Raw genomic sequence first — 20,707 nt, 5'->3', positions numbered from 1 at the left:
GAAGCTTACTATAACACCAAAAGGAAACATTCAACGATAAATTACATGACACCAAAACAGTTTGAAGATAGTATGAAATCCGAAAATCAAAAGTGTCCCAAATTGACGGGGTAGATCAAAATTGTCAACGATACAAATAAGACAGTTTATCCTTTGGTAACAGCGATGGTAAATAAACAACTTATCGACTGTACGGGGGATCCTAGTATAGAGAAAAATGGTATTGTTGCTAATACAGCGGTGACTATAAATTTAGCTTCAAATTGTTGGGCCGCTGGGCGAGTTTTTATCGGTCAAAGTTCTATTGTTGAAATGCAGCCTAATGCACCGCTTGCCCCAGATAGCAAATATTCTTATCAATTATTAGAGTATACTTTTAGTCATGGCGATACGGTTGACTATGATTTTTCAGCGGTTGATGCGTTTAGTGATATTCCAGTTGCTATGGAAGCTTTTATGCCAACGACATCACAACCCCAAATTGGATGGGTTGGAATGAGTGATGTACCCAATTACAAAGGTATAGTGATTGATGTGGGTAGCACAAAAAGTTTGCCTAATACATCACCGTATACACCACCGCCTCCACCAAGTAAATACAATATTAATATTGGTGGTGGTTGGACAACTATCACGGGTAACGTATGTGGCAAGGCAGTTGGTAATGAGTCGGTCATTCCGCTGAATTTTGATAAAACGTGTGATGTCAGCTTAACGATGAATAAAGGACAGAGCGCTGACAATACAAAGTTTCATTTAGAGAAAAACTCAAGCGGTAATCTTGTTCTTTCAAACTGTAGTGGAAACATTTGTCAGCAAATTAACGTTGATGCCAAAAACATTTATTTACCCGGAGCACCTGCCTAATGGTTTCTTAGAATCAATGTGAATAGAGGGATCAAAATTATCACGTTAGCCTATTTAATAGGCATAAACATCAAATCGACTACTTTTACCAATCACTTGACTGGTCGGTTTTTGATGGTCAATAAAATCGCCCAAGCGTGGGCGTTTAACGACTATCTTCTTAGGGGTTAATGCTTTAGCTTGTTGGAAAAGCAGCTTATTGCTTTGTTCATCAATGCCTACCAAATCATGCAATAATTGCATATTCTTTTTGACCTTGGCACTTTTAGTGCGCTCAGGAAACATTGGATCAAGGTAGATTACATTATATTTGCCTGCTTGATGTACATGATAAAGCTGAATTGAATTGGCAAAGTAAAGATTAATTCGATGCGCAATTCCTGCTAAATTTGATTCTTCTTTGGCGCGCCGTAAGCCATCTTGAAGCAACAAAAATACATAAGGGTTTTGCTCAATCGCATCGATAGTATGTCCACGTGCTGCAAGAGAGAAGCTATCTTGTCCAAGGCCTGTGGTCATATCTAGAATGTTGAGTTTATCTTTGCTTTTTCCCTCAATTGCTTTGATTAAGTCAAGTTTTGCGGTATTCGGTTTGATGCGATTTTGAATATCATGACTATTGAAGTCTACGCAAAGTGTTAATAATGAATCGCTATGTTTTAGTGTGAGCACATCATCTTCATGCTCAAGATAAAATGACTGTTCAGGGATGGAGCTTAATGTATTGATAGATATAGGTTTAAGCATCTCTAAATCAGGTGAGATTGCCGTGTTATGTGATGTGAGATAGTTTATGGATTGCATATATTATAATTCTTATTTTTTACGTTTAGCACGTGGATGGGTTTGATCATAGACACTTGCCAGTTGCTGAAAATCAAGGTGTGTATAAATCTGAGTAGTTGAAATATCGCTATGTCCTAATAGGTTTTGTACAGCGACAAGATCTCTTGAAGACTCTAACAAGTGACTGGCAAAGGCGTGCCTTAGCATATGTGGATGAATATGCTTTGGTGCGTGTTCAAGTGCAAATTTTTCAAAACGTTTTTGAATGCTGCGCGTTTGAATTGGCCTGCCTTTTAATGTGGTAAAAAGATAGTCATGGGTGCAGTTTAAACTCTGACGTATGTTTAACCATTTATCTATGGCGCTAATTGCTTTATCACCAATTGGCACGATGCGTTCTTTGCTGCCCTTGCCAAGTACGCGAATGGTTTTTTGTGAGAAATCAATTTGTTCAAAACGTAATTGGGCTAATTCACTAAGGCGCAGTCCGCTGCTATAGATAGCCTCAAGCATGGCAAGATCACGCACCTCTAAATCATCATTGCTTTGATAGTCTAGAACTTGCTGCATTTGATCAACATCGAGTGTTTTGGGAAGCTTCTTTGGTGCTTTGGGCGCTTTGATAGCATAAGAAGGATCTTCTGTGATTATTTCATTGCTCAACAAATAGCGGAAAAAAGATTTAACAGCACTTAATTTACGTTGAATCGATTTGGGACTAATGCCTTGACTATGCAAGGTTTTAAGCCAAAGTTTTATCTCTTGTGATGTACTTTCAGCAAGTGCTTTATCTTTGCTTTGCAAAAAGACATCAAACCCATGCAAATCACGTTGATAGGCATCAATGGTAAGATTAGAGTAATTGCGCTCAAATTTTAGGTGATGTAAAAAGTTATTAAGTTTTGAGCTCATCTAAACTTGTGCCTGCACATGGTTTTTTTGTATTTGTCATGAGTATATACTCATCGCGACAAGAAAAAACAAAAAAAGCAGAAAAGCGAGTTATCCCTTGGCAAAAAAAGCAATTCTATTAATTAATGGCGAGATCGATATCGCATTTTTTGAGTCGTATATCAGCAAACATTTAGATGATTTACCAATTTATTGTGCTGATGGGGCATTTAATCAGATTCAAGATGTCAAAAGGCTTGTTAACAAAGTGCAGATGATTATTGGTGACGGTGACTCGATTGATCATGCTAAGCGCTTAAATATCCCATATCAGCAAGATGATGATCAATATTCTACCGATTTTGAGAAGGCGTTAAGCCATTTACAACAACACGGATATCATGAGTTATCTTTATTTGGGTTGGGTGGCAAGGAAATGGATCATTACCTTGGTAATATATCGACTTTGCTTAAGCATCAACTCAAATATCAAGTGATTGATCGTTACGGTGTTTCACAGTTAATGCATCAAAACATGCATATAACCAATGCTAAAGGAAAAATGGTTTCAATTGTGCCGCTGTTTGAGTTAGTTGATTTAACATTACAAGGATTTGCTTTTGATTTGGATCAATATACATTACGCTTTGGTGAGGAGCTGGGCATTCGTAATCATGCGCTTCAAGATGAGCTATTTATCGACTATTCACAAGGCAGTGGCTTGCTGTTTTTGTCGCATGATCCTTATCATCGATCGCTGTCAAAATAAAATAGTTAGCATTGCGCAGATAAAATGATTTGTTTTTTATACAGTCTTGCTATACTGAGTGCGACTTTTTGGTCTTTGAGTGATTTTTGTTCTTATATGTGAGTGATTTTATCATGTTGCATATACCCACTAAGCGCATAAGAGTACATGGAGTCAGTAAAGTTTAATTTAAATATATAGTAAGAGAGTATAGGATATGTCGCAACAAACAGGTGCCGTAAAATTTTTTAATGAAACAAAAGGCTTTGGTTTTATCAAGCCAGACAATGGTGGTTCTGATCTTTTCGTTCACGTAACTGCATTAAATGGTTTACAGTCATTAGCTAATGATCAACGCGTTTCATTTGATATCGAAGATGGCCGCCGTGGTCCACAAGCAGTAAACGTTCAAATTGCTGGATAATTTATTTCATTAAGAGCGCTTTTAGAAGTGCTCTTTCATTATTTTAAAGTGTTTCATTATTATCAAGATTATCAGATTTGACCTCGGGGCGTAGCGCAGCTTGGTAGCGCGTTAGCATGGGGTGCTAAAGGTCGTGGGTTCAAATCCCGCCGTCCCGACCATCTTGTAGTTTTAATTGAATCTATTATTTATTATTCAATAATATCGATTTGACCCTTGTCATTGGCTATGAGCAATATATCGGCAGGGTTAACAGCAAATAAACCATTGCAAACCACACCGGTGATTTGATTAATTTGCTGTTCAAGTCTCAATGGGTTATCAATCATCAGATTATGGATATCAATAATAATATTGCCATTGTCAGTGATTACGCCTTCGCGGTAAATTGGTTGACCGCCTAGTTTTACCAATTCTTTGGCAACATAGCTGCGCGCCATAGGAATAACTTCAATTGGCAATGGGAAGCGTCCTAATTGAGGCACTAGTTTGCTTTGATCAATAATACAAATAAATTTGTCACTGGCAACACGGCAAATTTTCTCGCGAGTCAATGCTGCTCCTCCACCTTTGATCAGCTCACGATGTTTGTTTGCTTCATCAGCGCCGTCGATATAAATATCAACTTTATTTGGGTAGTTTAAGTCAACGACTTCAAAGCCATGTGCTTTGAGGCGCTTAGTACTTTCCTCAGAACTTGAAACGGTCAGCTCAATTTTGGACTTGATTTTGGCAAGTTCATCAATAAAAAAGTTAACCGTTGAGCCAGTACCAACACCAACGGTCATTCCTGGTTTGATATATTCAATTGCGGCAGTTGCAGCAATTTTTTTTAATTCATTTTGATCTGTTTTTTTATTGAAAAACATAAGTAGCGTGATCCATTTAATTTGAGGTAGGTGACTTATTTTGGCATATTTATCAGGGATTACAAAGGTAAAAAATAAGCCAAGGTTATAGATTATGGTGATGGGCATTAACTAAAAACAAGAGGAAATAGTAAGAAACTTTACAAGAATAAAAGACTTAACAGGATGATAATTGATCTCCAGCAAGCTGAATTGATTAAAATATAATCTAAACTTATAGAAATGGCAAATTTCTCACAAAGATTTAGTTAAAATCCTACATATTTTGATAATTGTTTTGTCCATAATGTCACACATGCAACGGATGGCGACCTTAACGGATGAAGGTAGAAATGGATAGCCCCCCCGCACGGATGAATTTTAATAGGATATGGATATCCTGAAACCCACCTAAATTTTTGCCATCTGTTGCTGAATTCCCCAGTTGATATGATCTAAGAGCAAAGCATTGTTGCTATGTGTTTGTTTGGCTTTTTCAAGCAGCGTAATAATCTCTTTGGAGAAAGGTGCATTACCAAGGGCAATGTAAATATTTCTAAGCCAAGCTTGATAACCAATTCGACGAATGGCAGAGCCTTCTGTTTTTTTCAAAAATGCTTGTTCTGACCATTGTGCTAAATCCATCAAACTTTGTTGGCTTAAGTGTGCACGTGCGAGAAAATCGGACTCAGCGGTTACGGGTGCATATCTATTAATCGGGCATACCAGTTGACAGTCATCGCAACCATAGATGCGATTACCAATTGCTTGACGATATTGCAATGGTATTAGTCCTTTGTTTTCAATCGTCAAATAAGAGATGCATTTATTGGCATCAATGACTTTGTTATTAACTATGGCATTGGTAGGGCATGCTTTAATGCAAGCTTGGCATTTACCACATTGATCCGTTATAGGTAATTGTGCAAATGCACTAAAGTCAAGATTAGAGTAGATGCAGCCGATAAAGAAAAACGAGCCGTCGATTGGGTGTAGGAGATTGCTATTTTTACCGATCCAGCCAAGACCAGCTTTTTCAGCTAATGGTTTTTCTAACACAGGAGCGCTGTCAGTGAAAACACGTGCACTATGCTCTGGCAAAATACTTTGAATGAAATCACTTAGTTTACTTAATTTTTGGCGTAATACCTTGTGATAGTCACGACCGTGTGCATAAACAGAAATAGCTGCATTTCCACTTGGTGTTGATAGCGTTTTGCGAATACCTTTGAAGCAATAAGCTTGGGGTAAGTAGTTTAAACGCACAACAATAACACTTTTAGTGCCTGTCACAAGCTCGTGCGGTGTATAGCGTTTACTGCCATGCTTGACCATATAGTCAAGATCAGCATGATAACCTTGTCGAAGCCACTCTTGATACTTAGGGATATACTGATCAAGTAGGCAGTCGGTAGCTGATATATCAGAAATGCCTAGTGTGGTCAGTGCAAATTGTTTAATGCTGTTCCACTGTTCTAAGCTTATGCTGTTCGAGTTCAATGTTTTTAAGACTATTTGAGATGGATTCACGAGGTAGGCTTGATTGTACTGCAATGCGATGGCAAAGAATACAAATAATTAATAATGCAATCATGGCTTCAGGCAGATCAAAAACAGCTATTCCACCACCATAGTTGCCAAGATAAGATACAGCAGTTAGAAGGGAATTACCAACTTAATTCACATGAAGTCCTTATAAAATAAGGCTTTCAGCTAAAATTAAGCGGGCACAGCTAATTAAAATGGGGCTTATATGCAGAAATCCAACTATTATTTGCGTTAGTCGCAAAAGAATTTATAATCGTTACATTTGCTACATTCCAATGACTAAGATCTTGATTAAAAGCAGCTGCCTCTGCAAACATAAATGCCATATCAGTTACATTTGAAGTATCCCAATTTCCAATATCCTGATTAAATTTAGAAGTGTCAGCAAACATCCCACCCATAGAAACAGCACTCGAAGTATCCCAGTTTCCAATATCCTGATTAAAGGGAGTAAAATGGAACATCCAGTTAAATTCTCTTACATGGGATATATCCCAATTAGATAATGGTTGGTTAAAGTTAGATTCCTGGAACATCTTCTGCATTGTAGTGACGTGAGACACATCCCAATTATTAATATCAGTGTTAGCAGTAAAAGTCTTCTTGTTTGCAAATATCAAGTTCATATCAGTCACATGCGAAGTACATACATGAATACTACCGTTGATAATACTGTCTATTCTACCTGGAGCATTAATCCCATTAGCACCAGTACCATTTTCAACGACAAGATAGTTGTTATAAAGCGTAGTACCCGGAGCAGAATCGTCACATTTTAAAGTGTCTGAAACTGACGTTCTGGCAATTGCTATTGCACCGTTGCCAGAGGTGTCTTCTGCAAAATGTACTGCAAAATCAAGCGCATGACTGCCGATTGATGCGGCCGTATATGTACCTCTAATCTGACATGAGGTACCCCCAGCTAACTGACCATTCCGAATCAGAGAAGTACAACTATCTAAAGCAACTGTCACCCCCTGTGGAATATCAACAGAGGTTATCGTTGCACCTAAACTCTGACTAATATTTTTAAATGTTGCTACAAAATTAGCCCCAGTATTTATAAGCATGTATGGTGGTAAATTGGTACTCATACTACCATTTATGCCTATTGTTGATACATCCGTTGTAGTATGTACTGTTGCACCGTTGCCAGAGGGATCTCCTGTGAAACGTACTGCAAAATCAAGCGCATGACTGCCGATTGATGCGGCCGTATATGTACCTCTAATCTGACATGAGGTACCCCCAGCTAACTGACCATTCCGAATCAGAGAAGTACAACTATCTAAAGCAACTGTCACCCCCTGTGGAATCTCAACATGGGTTATCGTTGCATCTAAACTCTGACTAATATTTTTAAATGTTGCTACAAAATCAGCAGTAGAACCTTGAAGCATGAATTGTGGTAAAGCTTTATCCATATTAGCATTTATGCCTACTTTTAATACATCCGTTGTAGTACTTACTGTTGTACCCCTGCCAGAGGTATCTTCTTTAAAATGTACTGCAAAATCAAACGCATGACTGCCGGTTGATGTGGCCGTATATGTACCACTAATCTCACATGAGGCACCCGCAGCTAACTGACCATTAGTCAGATGGTTACAAGTATTTGAAATAACTTTCACCTCCTGTGGAGTATCAACAGAGGTTATCGTTGCACCGAAATGCTGATTAGTATTTTTAAATGTTGCTATAAAAGTAGCAGTACCATCTTTAACCATGAATTGTGGTAAAGCGGTATCCATATTACCATTTATGTCTACTGTTGATACATCCGTTGTAGTACGTACTGTTGCACCGTTGCCAGAGGTGTCTTCTTTAAAATGTACTGCAAAATCAAGCGAATGACTGCCGGTTGATGTGGCCGTATATGTACCATTAATATGACATGAGGTACCCCCAGCTAACTGACCATGAATCAGATGACTGCAAGTATCTGAATTAACTTTCACCTCTTGTGGAATATCAACATGGGTTATCGTTGCATCTAAATTCTGATTAATATTTTTAAATTTTGCTACAAAATCAGCAGTACCATCTTTAGCCATGAATTGTGGTAAAGCGGTATCCATATTAGCATTTATGCCTACTGTTGATACATCCGTTGTAGTACGTACTGTTGCACCGTTGCCAGAGGTGTCTTCTTTAAAATGTACTGCAAAATCAAGCGAATGACTGCCGGTTGATGTGGCCGTATATGTACCATTAATATGACATGAGGTACCTCCAGCTAACTGACCATGAATCAGATGACTACAAGTATCTGAATTAACTGTCACCCCCTGCCCATGTGGAACATTAACAGAGGTTATCGTTGCACCGAAATGCTGATTATTATTTTGAAATTTTGCTACAAAATCAGCAGTACCACCTTTAGCCATGAATTGTGGTAAAGCGGTATCCATATTAGCATTTATGCCTACTGTTGATACATCCGTTGTAGTACGTACTGTTGCACCGTTGCCAGAGGTGTCTTCTTTAAAATGTACTGCAAAATCAAGCGAATGACTGCCGGTTGATGTGGCCGTATATGTACCACTAATCTCACATGAGGTACCCCCGGCTAACTGACCATGAATCAGATGACTACAAGTATCTGAATTAACTTTCACCTCTTGTGGAGTATCAACATGGGTTATCGTTGCATCTAAATTCTGATTAATATTTTTAAATTTTGCTACAAAATCAGCAGTATCACCTTGAAGCATGTATTGTGGTAAAGCGGTATCCATATTAGCATTTATGCCTACTGTTGATACATCCGTATCACTTTGAACTGAAATAGGATTGTTTCCTTGCTCATTATAATCAATAGTATATTCTATAACGGTATGACCATTACTTGTTGGAACCAATTCACCACCAACCTGGCAAGAAGCACCTCCAGCAAGGGAACTTCCACAAGTATTCCTCGTTTCTTTATATCCAGATATTAGCGGCTTAGTAATTTTTAACCCTGTTGCCTCAATGTTTGGATTATTATTCCTAACAGTAAATAAAATACTATGCTTGCTCCCAACACGAATGTAATGAGGTAAATAGATATCAGTGGTCGCTTGAAGAGATACTTCTGAAACCTCTGTACTGCTAATCGCAGTAGCATTACCACCATCATACTTTAAAGCATATTCGAGATCATAAGGGCCATTTTTAGTCGGATTAAACTCACCACTAATTTGACAATATGTACCTTTAGCAAGAGTCAAGCTTGTGGTACAGGTATTGTTCTTTTCAGTATAGCCAGGTACTTTTGGCGCTGGGCTAACAGTAACTCCTTTTGCATCAACTTGACCATTATTTGTAAAAACAAACATGACAGCATAGGGACTCCCTTTACGTATATATTGTGGTAAGGAAAGTCCTATAGTACCATTTACTACAACATCTGAAATATGAACATGCTTAATGATGTTGACATCCTTTCCTTCATTAAAATGAAAAGTATATTTAAGGTTATAATCACCTACAGCTGTCGCTTTAAAAACACCATCAATTTGACAACTTTTTCCCTTGGGTAATACTGTTCCGCAAGTATTATTTGTTTCGGTATAATTAGCTAACACAGGGCGGTCAATAGATATGTTTGACATATCAAAATTATTATTATTTGAAAAAACAATCGAAAAATCATCTTTATCATTAGTTGCAATATTCTGTTCGAGGTCATCCGCAAAATTATAGTCAGCTACAAATTGATCCACATAAATTTTGTGTTGACCCACAACTCTATCATTTGCATAGATTGATATATTATGCAAGCAGTTCTTTTGTCCTGTTGGCGCAGAAATCTCAACATTTTGATATACAGAATCAATAGGCATGCTTTTTGTATAATTAAAGGTCAACTTATCTTGACATGCCTGTCCAACAGGATTGTCTACAATTTTAACATTCGCAGTTTTCGAATCACTGCCCACAACAGCTGAGTTTTTGAATTTAAGTGCTAAATGATATGACTGTTTTGTATCATCTCCCACTGCAGAAGGAAAATCGTCGACAACTTCTATAGAATTCGCAGACGTATCACTACTGCTTTCTTTCTGACAACCAACAGTTAGAAAAAAAGCTGTTGTTATCAAAGTATAAGTAAAACTATGTTTTATAATCTTTTGCACCATTATTTGCCCCTTACTTTACGTCAATTACATAGTTATGGTATAAAAATAGGTGTCCACAATTTTAGTATCACAATATGTAGAAAATATTTATTTATGCGTTTCTCTGTTAAGGTCTTCCCTTTTCTGCAAGCCTTTTGATTGAACGGCACCGTCAACTTAACTGTCATTGAATCGATGATATGACCATACAGCTGAACTTATGATTTCGACAGGATAACGATAATGCTTTGGTTTTATGCTTAAGTTCATGGAAGTGTAACATGTAATTGAAGATATTGGAGAGGGCAGTATATAATTAAATCAGCTGCGAGTGAATTAAGTGACGGTGCCTGCGTGCTATTGTTTCCATTATTAGACCTTGTGTTTTAAGCATTTTTTGATCTGAAAATGCTATCCATATTTTAAGTGTCAGCAGTATATACTAATAGCTTATCAGTGATAAAGGAAATTGAAAACGCAACAGCAGCTCCCGCTGTATTTATTAGGTATAAGCGATAAGGTATAAGAAGTTAGTAAGCGTATTTTCCATGCGCTTGAGAAGAATATAGATGATTAAGCCGGAACTACCCAACCAGTAACTTGCTGAAGGACTTTACCTAATTCAGCAGGTGATTTACTAACAGCGACACCTGCAGCTTCAAGTGCTGCAAATTTCTCAGCAGCTGTACCCTTACCACCAGAGATGATTGCACCGGCGTGCCCCATGCGCTTACCAGCAGGTGCGGTTACGCCCGCAATGTATGATACAACTGGCTTAGTAACGTGGTTTTTAATGTATTCAGCAGCTTCTTCTTCAGCTGAACCACCGATCTCACCAACCATGATGATTGCTTCAGTTTGTGGATCGTTTTGGAACATCTCTAAAGCATCGATAAAGTTAGTGCCTGGAATTGGATCACCACCGATACCGATACATGTTGATTGGCCAAAGCCTAAAGCAGTCGTTTGGTTAACTGCTTCGTATGTTAATGTACCTGAGCGTGATACGATACCAACTTTACCCGGCATATGGATGCTGCCTGGCATAATACCGATTTTGCACTCACCTGGCGTAATGACGCCTGGGCAGTTTGGACCGATTAAACGTGAGCCTGAGCGTTCAACATAAACTTTAGCTTCAAGCATATCCATAACAGGAATGCCTTCAGTAATACATACAATCAATTTGATGCCAGCATCAGCTGCTTCAATGATTGAGTCTTTACAAAACGGAGCTGGTACATAGATAACTGTTGCATCAGGTTGTACTGCATCAACGGCTTCTTGAACAGTATTGAATACTGGTAGACCTAAGTGCGTTGTACCCCCTTTGCCTGGTGTTACGCCACCAACCATTTTTGTACCATAAGCAATCGCTTGCTCAGAGTGGAAAGTACCTTGCTTACCAGTAAAACCTTGGCAGATAACTTTTGTATTCTTATTAACTAAAACGCTCATACGTGAGATACCTCTTTAACTGCTTCGATGATTTTCTTTGCACCATCTGTGAAACCATTAGCAGCAATAATATTTAAACCGCTTTCTTTTAATTTTTTGGCACCTAATTCAGCATTTGTACCGGCAAGACGCACAACAACTGGCACTTTAACGCCAACTTCTTCAACTGCTGCCATAATACCTTCAGCAATCATGTCACAACGCACGATGCCACCGAAGATATTCACAAATACACCTTTAACAGCTGCATCAGATAGAATGATTTTGAACGCTTCTGATACGCGCTCTTTTGTCGCACCACCGCCGACATCTAGGAAGTTTGCAGGACGTCCACCGTGCAGTTTAACAATATCCATTGTCGCCATTGCAAGACCAGCACCGTTAACCATGCACCCTATGTCACCATCTAAAGCAACATAGTTAAGCTCCCATTCAGCAGCACGTGCTTCACGCTCATCTTCTTGCGATAAGTCACGCCATTCAGCTAATTGTGGTTGACGATATAGTGCATTACCATCAACAGCTACTTTAGCATCTAAACAATGAAGGTTACCTTCTTTAGTGATGACTAAAGGATTGATTTCTAAAAGCTCAAGATCTCTTTCTTGGAACATTTTTGCAAGACCTAAGAAAATCTTAGTGAATTGCTTGATTTGATTGCCTTCTAAGCCAAGCTTAAACGCAATTTTACGTGCTTGGTAAGGTTGCGCGCCGACGACTGGGTCAATAATTTCTTTGAAGATTTTCTCAGGTGTTTTTTCTGCAACTTCTTCAATCTCAACACCACCTTCAGTTGATGCCATAAAGATAATACGACGCGTGCTACGATCAACAACCGCGCTTAGATATAATTCTTTGGCAATATCAGTGCAGCTTTCGATGAGGATTTTGCTAACTGGCTGACCGTTTTCATCGGTTTGGAAAGTAACAAGACGTGTGCCCATCATGTTTTTCACAAAATTAGCAACATCTTCCTTGTTAGAAACAAGTTTCACGCCACCGGCTTTACCGCGACCGCCTGCGTGAACCTGAGCCTTAACAACCCACATGTCACCACCAATTTTATCAACAGCAACCAATGCTTCTTCAACGCTTTCAACAGCATAACCTTTTGATACCGGTAAGCCGTATTCAGCAAAAAGCTGTTTTGCTTGATATTCATGTAAATTCATATCTTTCTCACTATTTACTTTATGGTTTGTTTAACAAAATTTTCATGTTCTGATCGACACAAAAACGAAAACACCGGAAAGTATATCGCAATATTGATATTCGGTTAAGTATCAATTACCAAAGTTTTTGTTTTCGCTTTTGTTAATCGGTATATACTCATAAGAAATCGATTTTTTTGAATGTGATTATGGAATTTGTAAACGAGATAGCGCCTATTATTATCATTGCGGCAACCATTATTGCTATTTGTGTTGGTAGTTTTTTAAATGTGGTCATTGCGCGCCTACCTGAAATGCTAGATAAGCAATACAAAGATCAAGCCTATGATATTCTTGATCTCTCGCTACCTGATATAGAAGGGGGGTTATCTGAAAATATTCATCGCAGATCGGCCTGCCCGGCATGTCACCAGCCACTGAAACCATGGCACAATATCCCTCTTATAAGCTTTATCTTTTTGCGCGGAAAATGCAGCTTTTGCCATAGTAAAATATCTTTGCTCTATCCAAGTGTGGAATTCATTAGTGGTCTTTTGGTGTTTCTCACGCTGTACTATTTTGGCATAACACCTGCGGCATTGTTGTTATGCTTGATGTATTTCTTTTTAATTCCGCTCGCAGCTATTGATCTTAAACATTTTATGTTGCCCGATAATCTAACCTTGCCTTTGCTTTGGCTTGGGCTATTAATCAATTGCGCGTTTGTTTTTAGCTCGCCAATGCAAGCAATATTGGGCGCAGTCCTTGGTTATGGCATATTGTGGATAGTATTCTGGTTGTTTAAGCTGATTACCAAGAAAGAAGGGATGGGCTATGGTGATTTTAAGTTAATGGCAGCATTGGGTGCTTGGTTTGGCGCACCAAGCTTGCTGTTTTTGATATTCACCAGTGCGGTGATTGGTATTGTGTTTGCCATTATCACAAGCTTAATAAAACGGCAAGGAGCCTCGGTGATACCTTTTGGTCCATCCATCGCACTTGCTGGGATATTGTATCCTTTTATCGGTCAGGCATTGACTCACTCATATTTCCAAATGTTGGTAATGCTGTAAAATGATTTACGAGCGGTATATTCCGGCATTTCTAGATAGCAGTAGACACCTCCAAAAAATTACTTTAGGATAAATCGCGTTTACAACAGGGGTGCCGTTGGCTGAGAGCAAAATGCAAGTTTTGTAACCCTTTGTACCTGAACTAGTTAGTACTAGCGTAGGAAGTTGTTATAACGATTTGTATTTTGTACTGTGCACAAAATGATTGGCGCGATATATCACAAAAAGTTTTCCTACGCATGTAAAAGGCAAAATATAAGGAGCCATACATGCCACAGCATAAAAAAACAGCATCAAATAGCGACAAAGCGTCATTAACCTTATCAGCTGATTTACAAGCAGCCTATCCTGCATCAAGCAAAAAATATCTTAAGACGGATGATAATCTTCACGTACCTTTTCGCTATATTGCCCAGAGCGATACGCTAACTGAGCAAGGACGCGTGCAAAATCCTGAGATTGCGGTATATGATACCTCAGGCAAATATAGTGATGAGTCTTACAAGCATGATTTGATTGAGGGCTTACCTAAATTGCGTCAAGCATGGATCAAAGACAATAATGAGATCGAAACATTAACAGACTTCAGTGCTGAGTTTACCCATACGCAAAAAGACTTAGCATTTCCCAAGCGTGCTAAACCATTAAAAGCAAAGCAAGGTCATAATGTCACGCAAATGCATTACGCGCGTCGTGGAATAATCACCAAAGAAATGCGCTATGTTGCACTGCGCGAGAACTTAAAGCGTGCAAATGCGCATATTCAAGATCCTGTTTTACTTAAACAGCATCTTGGTGTTGATTTTGGCGCAAACATTCCCAATGAGATAACACCTGAGTTTGTGTGCCAAGAGATTGCCTTGGGACGCGCGATTATTCCGAGCAATATCAATCATCCAGAAATGGAGCCGATGATTATAGGGCGCAATTTCAGTGTTAAAATCAATGCCAATATTGGGACATCTGCGGTGAGCTCATCGATTGCGGAGGAAGTTGAAAAAATGGTGATTGCAACGCGTTGGGGTGCTGATACAGTGATGGATTTATCAACGGGTAAAAACATTCATCAAACGCGTGAATGGATTATTCGTAATTCACCTGTACCAATTGGTACGGTACCAATTTATCAAGCCCTTGAAAAAGTTGACGGTCAAGCGGAGAAACTCACATGGGAGATCTTTCGCGATACCTTGATTGAGCAAGCTGAGCAAGGAGTGAGTTATTTCACCATTCATGCGGGTGTGCGTTTGAAATATATTCATCTTACTGCCAAGAGATTAACGGGTATTGTCTCACGCGGTGGCTCAATTATTGCTAAATGGTGTATTGCGCATCATAAAGAAAGCTTTATATATACGCATTTTGATGAAATTTGTGAAATTATGAAAGCCTATGATGTCGCTTTTTCTCTGGGTGATGGCTTACGTCCGGGTTCTATTTTAGATGCCAATGATGAAGCGCAATTTGCTGAGCTTGAGACGCTGGGCGAATTAACCAAGCGTGCATGGGATCACGATGTACAGGTGATGATTGAAGGACCAGGGCATGTGCCGATGCAAATGATCAAAGAGAATATGACCAAAGAGCTTAAAGACTGCTTTGAGGCACCGTTTTATACCTTGGGACCTTTGGTGACGGATATAGCCCCTGGCTATGATCACATCACATCAGCGATAGGTGCTGCACAAATTGGTTGGTATGGCACGTCAATGCTCTGTTATGTGACACCGAAAGAGCACCTAGGGTTGCCGGATAAAGAGGATGTGCGCGAGGGTATCGTTACCTATAAGTTAGCAGCACATGCAGCAGATTTAGCTAAGGGTTTTCCTGCGGCACAAATTCGTGATAATGCCTTATCAAAAGCCCGTTTTGAGTTTAGATGGCAGGATCAGTTTAATTTAAGCCTTGATCCACAAAAAGCCCAGAGCTTCCACGATCAGACATTACCAAAAGAAGGGCATAAGCTTGCACATTTTTGCTCGATGTGTGGGCCTAAGTTCTGTTCGATGAAAATCACCCAAGAAGTGCGTGATTATGCTAAAGAGCATAAGCTCGATTTAGCGGATGTTGCAAACAAAGGCATGCAGCAGAAAAGTGAGGATTTCTTAGCGCAAGGCGCTGAAATTTATCATGTCGAATAGCATGCGTGTTGCGATTGTTGGTGGTGGTCTTGTCGGGCGCATACTGGCAATTACATTGCTTGAGTCATTTGCTGATATTAGGATTGATCTATATGACAAGAGCACTGATTTTAGTGGTAAATCAAGTTGCGGTTATGCGGCAGCTGGCATGATTGCACCTGTTTCTGAAGCATTAGATGAAGGGCAAGTGATCTATGATCTATCATGTTCTTCGGCAGAGGCTTGGCAGCGTATTGATCAATTGTTGCTGGGTGGTGTTTTCACTCAAACAGGCACTAATATCATTGCTCACCCTTTGGATCTGAGTGATCTTGAAGCTAAAATTACGCGCGTTCAAAGATTAACATTACATGAACATGCTTATGTACAAACTCCATTAACAGATCAATATACTCAAGGTAAGCTTGCCCATCGCATGCTCCATATTGAGAATGAAGGTTGTGTTCATGTGCCACGATTTTTTAGTCAATCAACACTTTACTTAATGAATCATCCAAGCGTTTCTTTACACTTGGCACAAGATATTTCTAAAGTCCAATTGCAAGATTTGCAAAGAGATTATGATTATGTCTGTGATACGCGTGGACTGGGTGCTAAAGATAGCTTCAATGATTTATATGGTATTCGTGGTGAGGCTTTGGTGGTTTATGCCCCTGAAGTCAACATCACGGGAATCACTAGATTGTGCCATCCGCGCATGCCGCTATATATCGTGCCACGTGGCCGTGGGGTTTATTATATTGGCGCTACGATTGTCCAATCAGAAGATATGAGTCAGATGAGTGTGATTTCACAGCTTACTTTATTAAGCGCTTTAGTAACGGTTGATGAGGGTTTTGCCGAAGCAAGGATTATCAAAAACTTCACTCAAGTACGCCCATGCTTTAAAGAGGGCTTGCCAAGGCTCATACAACAGAATAACCTGATAACACTCAATGGTTTTTATCGACATGGTTATCTTTTAGCACCCATCTATGCGTTAAAAGTTATCGATAAAATAAAACGTAATATAAAAGATATAAAAATAGTGGAGCAAGCATGATAGAGATCGTATTAAATGGTGAGAAAAAGCAATTGAAAAGTCAGCAATCATTGCAGGCGTTATTAACTGATATTGGCTTTGCTTCAAGCTATGCTGCGGTTGCGGTCAATAAATCAATTATTGATCACAGTGCTTATGATACAACACAAATTAAACAAGGTGATGAGATCGATATTCTCACACCCATGCAAGGTGGTTAGATGGAGCAATTACAGCTTTATGATGTGAATCTTGATTCACGCATGCTTTTGGGGACAGCACTCTACCCAAGTTTGGAGAGTATGTGTGATGCGATTAATACGTCACAAACGCAAATGGTCACCGTGGCATTAAAGCGTGAGTTACATGGTGGTAAAAATAACTTTTTCTGGCAGAGCATACAGCAAAGTGGCTGCCATGTATTGCCCAATACCGCGGGCTGTAAAACAGCAGATGAAGCGCTGATGATTGCTAAAGCAGCAAGGCAAATTTTCAATACGGATTTTATTAAGCTTGAAGTCATTGGTGATAATCATACCTTACAACCTAATGTGTTTGAGCTTGTTAAGGCAGCAGAAATTCTCATTGATCAAGGGTTTAAGGTGCTACCTTATTGCACTGATGATTTAATCGTCTGCCAGCAGTTGGCTAATTTAGGCTGTAAAGTGATTATGCCACTAGGTTCTTATATAGGCAGTGGGCAAGGCATTATTAACCCATCGGCATTTAAACTGTTACGTTCACGCTTAAAAGACATTACACTCATTGTTGATGCCGGTATTGGCACGCCATCGGATGCTGTCTTAGCTATGGAGCTTGGATTTGATGGCGTACTCTTAAATAGTGCAGTGGCATTAGCTGAAAACCCGCCACTGATGGCAGATGCTTTTCGTTTGGCGATTGAGTCTGGCAGAAGAGCATATTTAGCTAAACGTATGCCGCAAAGAGAGCTAGCACAGGCAAGTACGCCGTTGCAAGATACGCCGTTTTGGCATCAAATAAACTAAGTTACTGGATACGCACTTTAGAAAGAACTATGATTTTATAAACACCCCGTCAGCCGCAGGCTGACGGGGTGTTGAAATAGGAAAAGTCCGTAACTTCAGTAAGTTAAGCTATTATGCAATAGGAGTAAATATGCCAAACACGAAGGAAACGCAAGTAAGAAATAAACCAATGATTGCCGTTTCAAGCTGTCTTTTAGGTAATAATATTCGTTTTAATGGCGCTAATTCTCATAAGAAAATGATCACCGAAGAATTGGCACTTGTTTTTGATTACCAGCCTGTTTGTCCAGAGATGTCAGCAGGTTTTGGTGTGCCGCGTGAGCCCATTTATCTTGAGTTGAAAGAGAATGACAATATCGTGGCAGTGAAGCATGATCAAGTCACCGATGTCAGTGCGCAATTACAACAAGGTGTTGATAAAGCCGCATCAAGCCTTCAAGATATTGACGGCTTTATTTTAAAAAAGTCTTCACCTAGCTGTGGCAATGGCAGTGTTAAACTTTACAATGATAAGCATGGGATCATTCATAACAAAGCAGATGGTTTTTTCGTGGCACATATTAAAAAACATTGCCCACTTTTGCCACTTGAGGATGAAGGTCGTTTAAATGATCCTTATTTGAAAGAGCACTTTATCAAACGTGTGTTATTGACTCGACAAGCTAAAAATGAAGTATTACATGCGCAAAGCATCAATGAGCTGATGGCTTTCCATACACGTCATAAAATTATCTTACGTTTGCATCATCCTGATGCGCAAAAGGCGCTGGGTCGTTTGCTTGCTAATGGACATCAGCAAAACTTTGAGCTGATTAAGAAAAGTTATTATGAAATGTTTTTAATGGCGCTACAAAGAGTAGCTACGCGAGGCAAGCATCATACGATTTTGCAGCGCATGTTGCGTGAAATAAACAAATTGATCTCAAAACAAGAACGCGATGATTTGCAACATAAAATCAAACAGTATCATTTAGGTATTTTGCCGTTAGCAGTACCTGTTGAGATTATCAAGCACTACCTTACGCGTTATGATATTAAGTTCTTAGCGCAACAAAGCTATCTAAATCTATACCCAGAATCATTGGGGCTTATGAGTAAAATGTAATGATAAAAGAAAATAATAAAGCCAACTTATTAGTCATTGGTGGCATTGATCCAACAGCACACGCCGGTGTGTTGCAAGATATCAAAGTGACTAACTATTTTAAGATAGACTGTGCTGCCGTGGTATCGGCAAATACTGTGCAAAATGATCGTGATTTTATAGCGCTCAATGCTGTTGAGGATGCTGTCTTTTGTGAGCAATTTACCGCTATTGTTAATGCGCATAAACCACAAGTGATTAAAAGTGGTGTGCTAGCTTCAGTTGCTCAAATTAAGATGCTAAGTAAATTTTTGCAAGCTAATCCACAGGTGAAATATATCTGTGACCCCGTGATTGCAACAAGCTCCGGTGGCATGTTGATGAGTGCGGATATTGTTAGTGTATTCAAGCAGCAGTTATTGCCATTGTGTTACTTATTAACACCGAACTTACCTGAAGCAGCTATTTTGTTAAATGATGAAAATATCAATCAAAAATCGTCTGTTGAGATTGCGCACACATTAAAAAGCTTATATGGAATACAATATGTCTTATTAAAAGGTGGGCATGCTTTAGTCGAAAACCAAAAGGGCTGTGATTATTTGACACTTGCATCTCAAGAAGGTGTGCATTATCAAAGCAAATCATTCTATGCGGGTAATATACGTGGTACGGGTTGCGCCTTGGCAAGCAGTATTGCAGCTCTTGTGACACAAGGTCATGAGATAACTGAAGCGATTTGTATTGCTAAGTACCATCTATCACAACAGATGGATAAGACGGTTAATGACCCACACCAATTAGAGATTAGATATTTAAGTTATTATGCTCAAGATGCCATGGATAATGTACGTTTCTTACCGAAGGTTAGCTATCAAAAAGTTGAAAGTGAAAGTTTCCGACGAATGTTTCATCCAATAGGCTTTTATCCGGTTGTCGATCATGTTGATTGGTTGGAAAAATTGGCGAAATTAAGTGTTAGAACCATTCAATTGCGACTAAAAGACTTATCACCAGATGAATTGGAAACTCAAATTAAAAAAGCAAACGGTGTTGCTAAAGCCTATAACTTATCTTTGTTTATTAATGATCATTGGCAGCTGGCGATTAAACATCAATGTTTTGGTGTGCACTTAGGACAAGAAGATTTAGATACTGCCAATTTGAATGAGATTGCTCAAGCGGGTTTGCGTCTAGGAGTCAGTACGCATAACTATGTTGAGTTAGCGCGCGCATTAACACTCAAGCCTTCATATATTGCGTTAGGTCCTATTTACCCGACAACGACCAAAGAGATGAAGTTTAACGAACAAGGATTAGATAAATTGCGTATTTGGCGTAAGCTTTGTCAAGAAACATCGCTTGTCGCCATTGGTGGAATCTTTGAGCCACAAATGCCTGATGTCTGGCAGTGTGGCGTTGATGGTGTTGCGGTTGTGAGCTATATAACCAAGACTCAAGATCTGCAAAGAGCCGTAGCAACAGCGCAAGACTTTGAGCAGATAGCGCTGGGAAATCGCATTGAATGTAGTATATGATGATATGCGTTAATAAAGA

Annotated in this window: 17 protein-coding genes, 1 tRNA gene, 1 pseudogene and 1 riboswitch; of the genes and pseudogenes, 12 read left to right on the top strand and 7 right to left on the bottom strand. The window is 39.2% G+C overall.

The annotated features are described in order from the left end of the window. A partial coding sequence (locus IE867_RS14955) for an IS3 family transposase (protein ID WP_404826251.1) occupies positions 1 to 114 on the top strand: 114 nt, incomplete at its 5' end. Positions 115 to 165: 51 nt separating this feature from the next. Next, positions 166 to 867 carry a hypothetical protein gene (locus tag IE867_RS04095; protein ID WP_192483504.1) on the top strand — a complete coding sequence of 234 codons (702 nt, stop codon included), beginning with the start codon at positions 166 to 168 and terminating at the stop codon, positions 865 to 867. Positions 868 to 921: 54 nt separating this feature from the next. On the opposite strand, the gene IE867_RS04090 is transcribed toward IE867_RS04095, so the two are convergent. Beyond that, positions 922 to 1,671 carry a class I SAM-dependent methyltransferase gene (locus IE867_RS04090; RefSeq protein ID WP_192483503.1) on the bottom strand — a complete coding sequence of 250 codons (750 nt, stop codon included), beginning with the start codon at positions 1,669 to 1,671 and terminating at the stop codon, positions 922 to 924. A gap of 12 nt (positions 1,672 to 1,683) precedes the next feature. Continuing rightward, entirely contained in the window at positions 1,684 to 2,565 is an 882-nt protein-coding gene (gene xerC, locus IE867_RS04085) for a tyrosine recombinase XerC (protein WP_192483502.1), read from the bottom strand. Positions 2,566 to 2,662: 97 nt separating this feature from the next. On the opposite strand from xerC, the gene IE867_RS04080 reads away from it, so the two are divergent. The 3 genes from IE867_RS04080 (at position 2,663) to IE867_RS04070 (ending at position 3,877) form a co-directional block, all read left to right on the top strand. Next, positions 2,663 to 3,313 carry a thiamine diphosphokinase gene (locus IE867_RS04080; RefSeq protein WP_192483501.1) on the top strand — a complete coding sequence of 217 codons (651 nt, stop codon included), beginning with the start codon at positions 2,663 to 2,665 and terminating at the stop codon, positions 3,311 to 3,313. Between the two features lie 196 nt (positions 3,314 to 3,509). After that, positions 3,510 to 3,716, top strand: coding sequence for a cold-shock protein (locus IE867_RS04075; RefSeq protein ID WP_117003029.1), 207 nt, complete (start codon positions 3,510 to 3,512; stop codon positions 3,714 to 3,716). Between the two features lie 84 nt (positions 3,717 to 3,800). Continuing rightward, positions 3,801 to 3,877 (top strand) — tRNA-Pro (locus IE867_RS04070). Between the two features lie 30 nt (positions 3,878 to 3,907). Here IE867_RS04070 and rpiA read toward each other — a convergent pair. The 5 genes and pseudogenes from rpiA to sucC all read right to left on the bottom strand — a co-directional run. Then, positions 3,908 to 4,585 (bottom strand): ribose-5-phosphate isomerase RpiA, encoded by a 678-nt coding sequence (rpiA, locus tag IE867_RS04065; protein WP_192483500.1) that lies wholly within the window; start codon positions 4,583 to 4,585, stop codon positions 3,908 to 3,910. Between the two features lie 390 nt (positions 4,586 to 4,975). Further along, positions 4,976 to 6,094, bottom strand: coding sequence for a tRNA epoxyqueuosine(34) reductase QueG (queG, locus tag IE867_RS04060; protein WP_318779310.1), 1,119 nt, complete (start codon positions 6,092 to 6,094; stop codon positions 4,976 to 4,978). Positions 6,095 to 6,297: 203 nt separating this feature from the next. Then, the gene (locus tag IE867_RS04055; RefSeq protein ID WP_192483499.1) at positions 6,298 to 10,236 is read right to left on the bottom strand and encodes a BspA family leucine-rich repeat surface protein; all 3,939 of its coding nucleotides are present in this window, start codon (positions 10,234 to 10,236) and stop codon (positions 6,298 to 6,300) included. 552 nt (positions 10,237 to 10,788) lie between these two features. After that, the gene (sucD, locus tag IE867_RS04050) at positions 10,789 to 11,673 is read right to left on the bottom strand and encodes a succinate--CoA ligase subunit alpha (protein ID WP_192483498.1); all 885 of its coding nucleotides are present in this window, start codon (positions 11,671 to 11,673) and stop codon (positions 10,789 to 10,791) included. Next, a pseudogene (gene sucC / locus IE867_RS04045) lies at positions 11,670 to 12,851 on the bottom strand (ADP-forming succinate--CoA ligase subunit beta); the annotation flags it as partial. The gene sucD and the pseudogene sucC, both read right to left, overlap by 4 nt. Before the next feature lie 182 nt (positions 12,852 to 13,033). Here sucC and IE867_RS04040 point away from each other — a divergent pair. The 7 genes from IE867_RS04040 to thiE all read left to right on the top strand — a co-directional run bounded on the left by IE867_RS04040 (position 13,034) and on the right by thiE (position 20,688). Further along, positions 13,034 to 13,897, top strand: a complete 864-nt coding sequence (locus IE867_RS04040) for a prepilin peptidase (protein WP_192483497.1) — start codon at positions 13,034 to 13,036, stop codon at positions 13,895 to 13,897. A gap of 77 nt (positions 13,898 to 13,974) precedes the next feature. Beyond that, positions 13,975 to 14,078, top strand: a riboswitch (TPP riboswitch). A gap of 88 nt (positions 14,079 to 14,166) precedes the next feature. Then, positions 14,167 to 16,038 (top strand): phosphomethylpyrimidine synthase ThiC, encoded by a 1,872-nt coding sequence (gene thiC / locus IE867_RS04035; protein ID WP_192483496.1) that lies wholly within the window; start codon positions 14,167 to 14,169, stop codon positions 16,036 to 16,038. Then, on the top strand, positions 16,028 to 17,080 hold the full coding sequence (locus IE867_RS04030) for an FAD-dependent oxidoreductase (protein ID WP_192483495.1): 1,053 nt from the start codon (positions 16,028 to 16,030) through the stop codon (positions 17,078 to 17,080). Before thiC ends, IE867_RS04030 begins: the two co-directional genes overlap by 11 nt. Further along, positions 17,077 to 17,280: a sulfur carrier protein ThiS gene (gene thiS / locus IE867_RS04025; RefSeq protein WP_151193630.1), complete on the top strand. Its 204-nt coding sequence runs from the start codon at positions 17,077 to 17,079 to the stop codon at positions 17,278 to 17,280. Before IE867_RS04030 ends, thiS begins: the two co-directional genes overlap by 4 nt. Continuing rightward, a complete protein-coding gene (locus tag IE867_RS04020) occupies positions 17,281 to 18,066 on the top strand; it encodes a thiazole synthase (RefSeq protein WP_192483494.1) in 786 nt (261 codons plus the stop codon). 130 nt (positions 18,067 to 18,196) lie between these two features. Then, positions 18,197 to 19,171, top strand: coding sequence for a YbgA family protein (locus tag IE867_RS04015; protein ID WP_192483493.1), 975 nt, complete (start codon positions 18,197 to 18,199; stop codon positions 19,169 to 19,171). Continuing rightward, positions 19,171 to 20,688: a thiamine phosphate synthase gene (gene thiE / locus IE867_RS04010; protein WP_192483492.1), complete on the top strand. Its 1,518-nt coding sequence runs from the start codon at positions 19,171 to 19,173 to the stop codon at positions 20,686 to 20,688. Before IE867_RS04015 ends, thiE begins: the two co-directional genes overlap by 1 nt. Positions 20,689 to 20,707 lie beyond the last annotated feature (19 nt).

It is taken from the genome of Cysteiniphilum marinum, assembly GCF_014857925.1.
Lineage (GTDB): Bacteria > Pseudomonadota > Gammaproteobacteria > Francisellales > Francisellaceae > Caedibacter > Caedibacter marinus.
The sequence above is the reverse complement of the archived record's forward strand: the minus strand, read 5'-3'. Positions and strand labels throughout refer to the sequence as shown.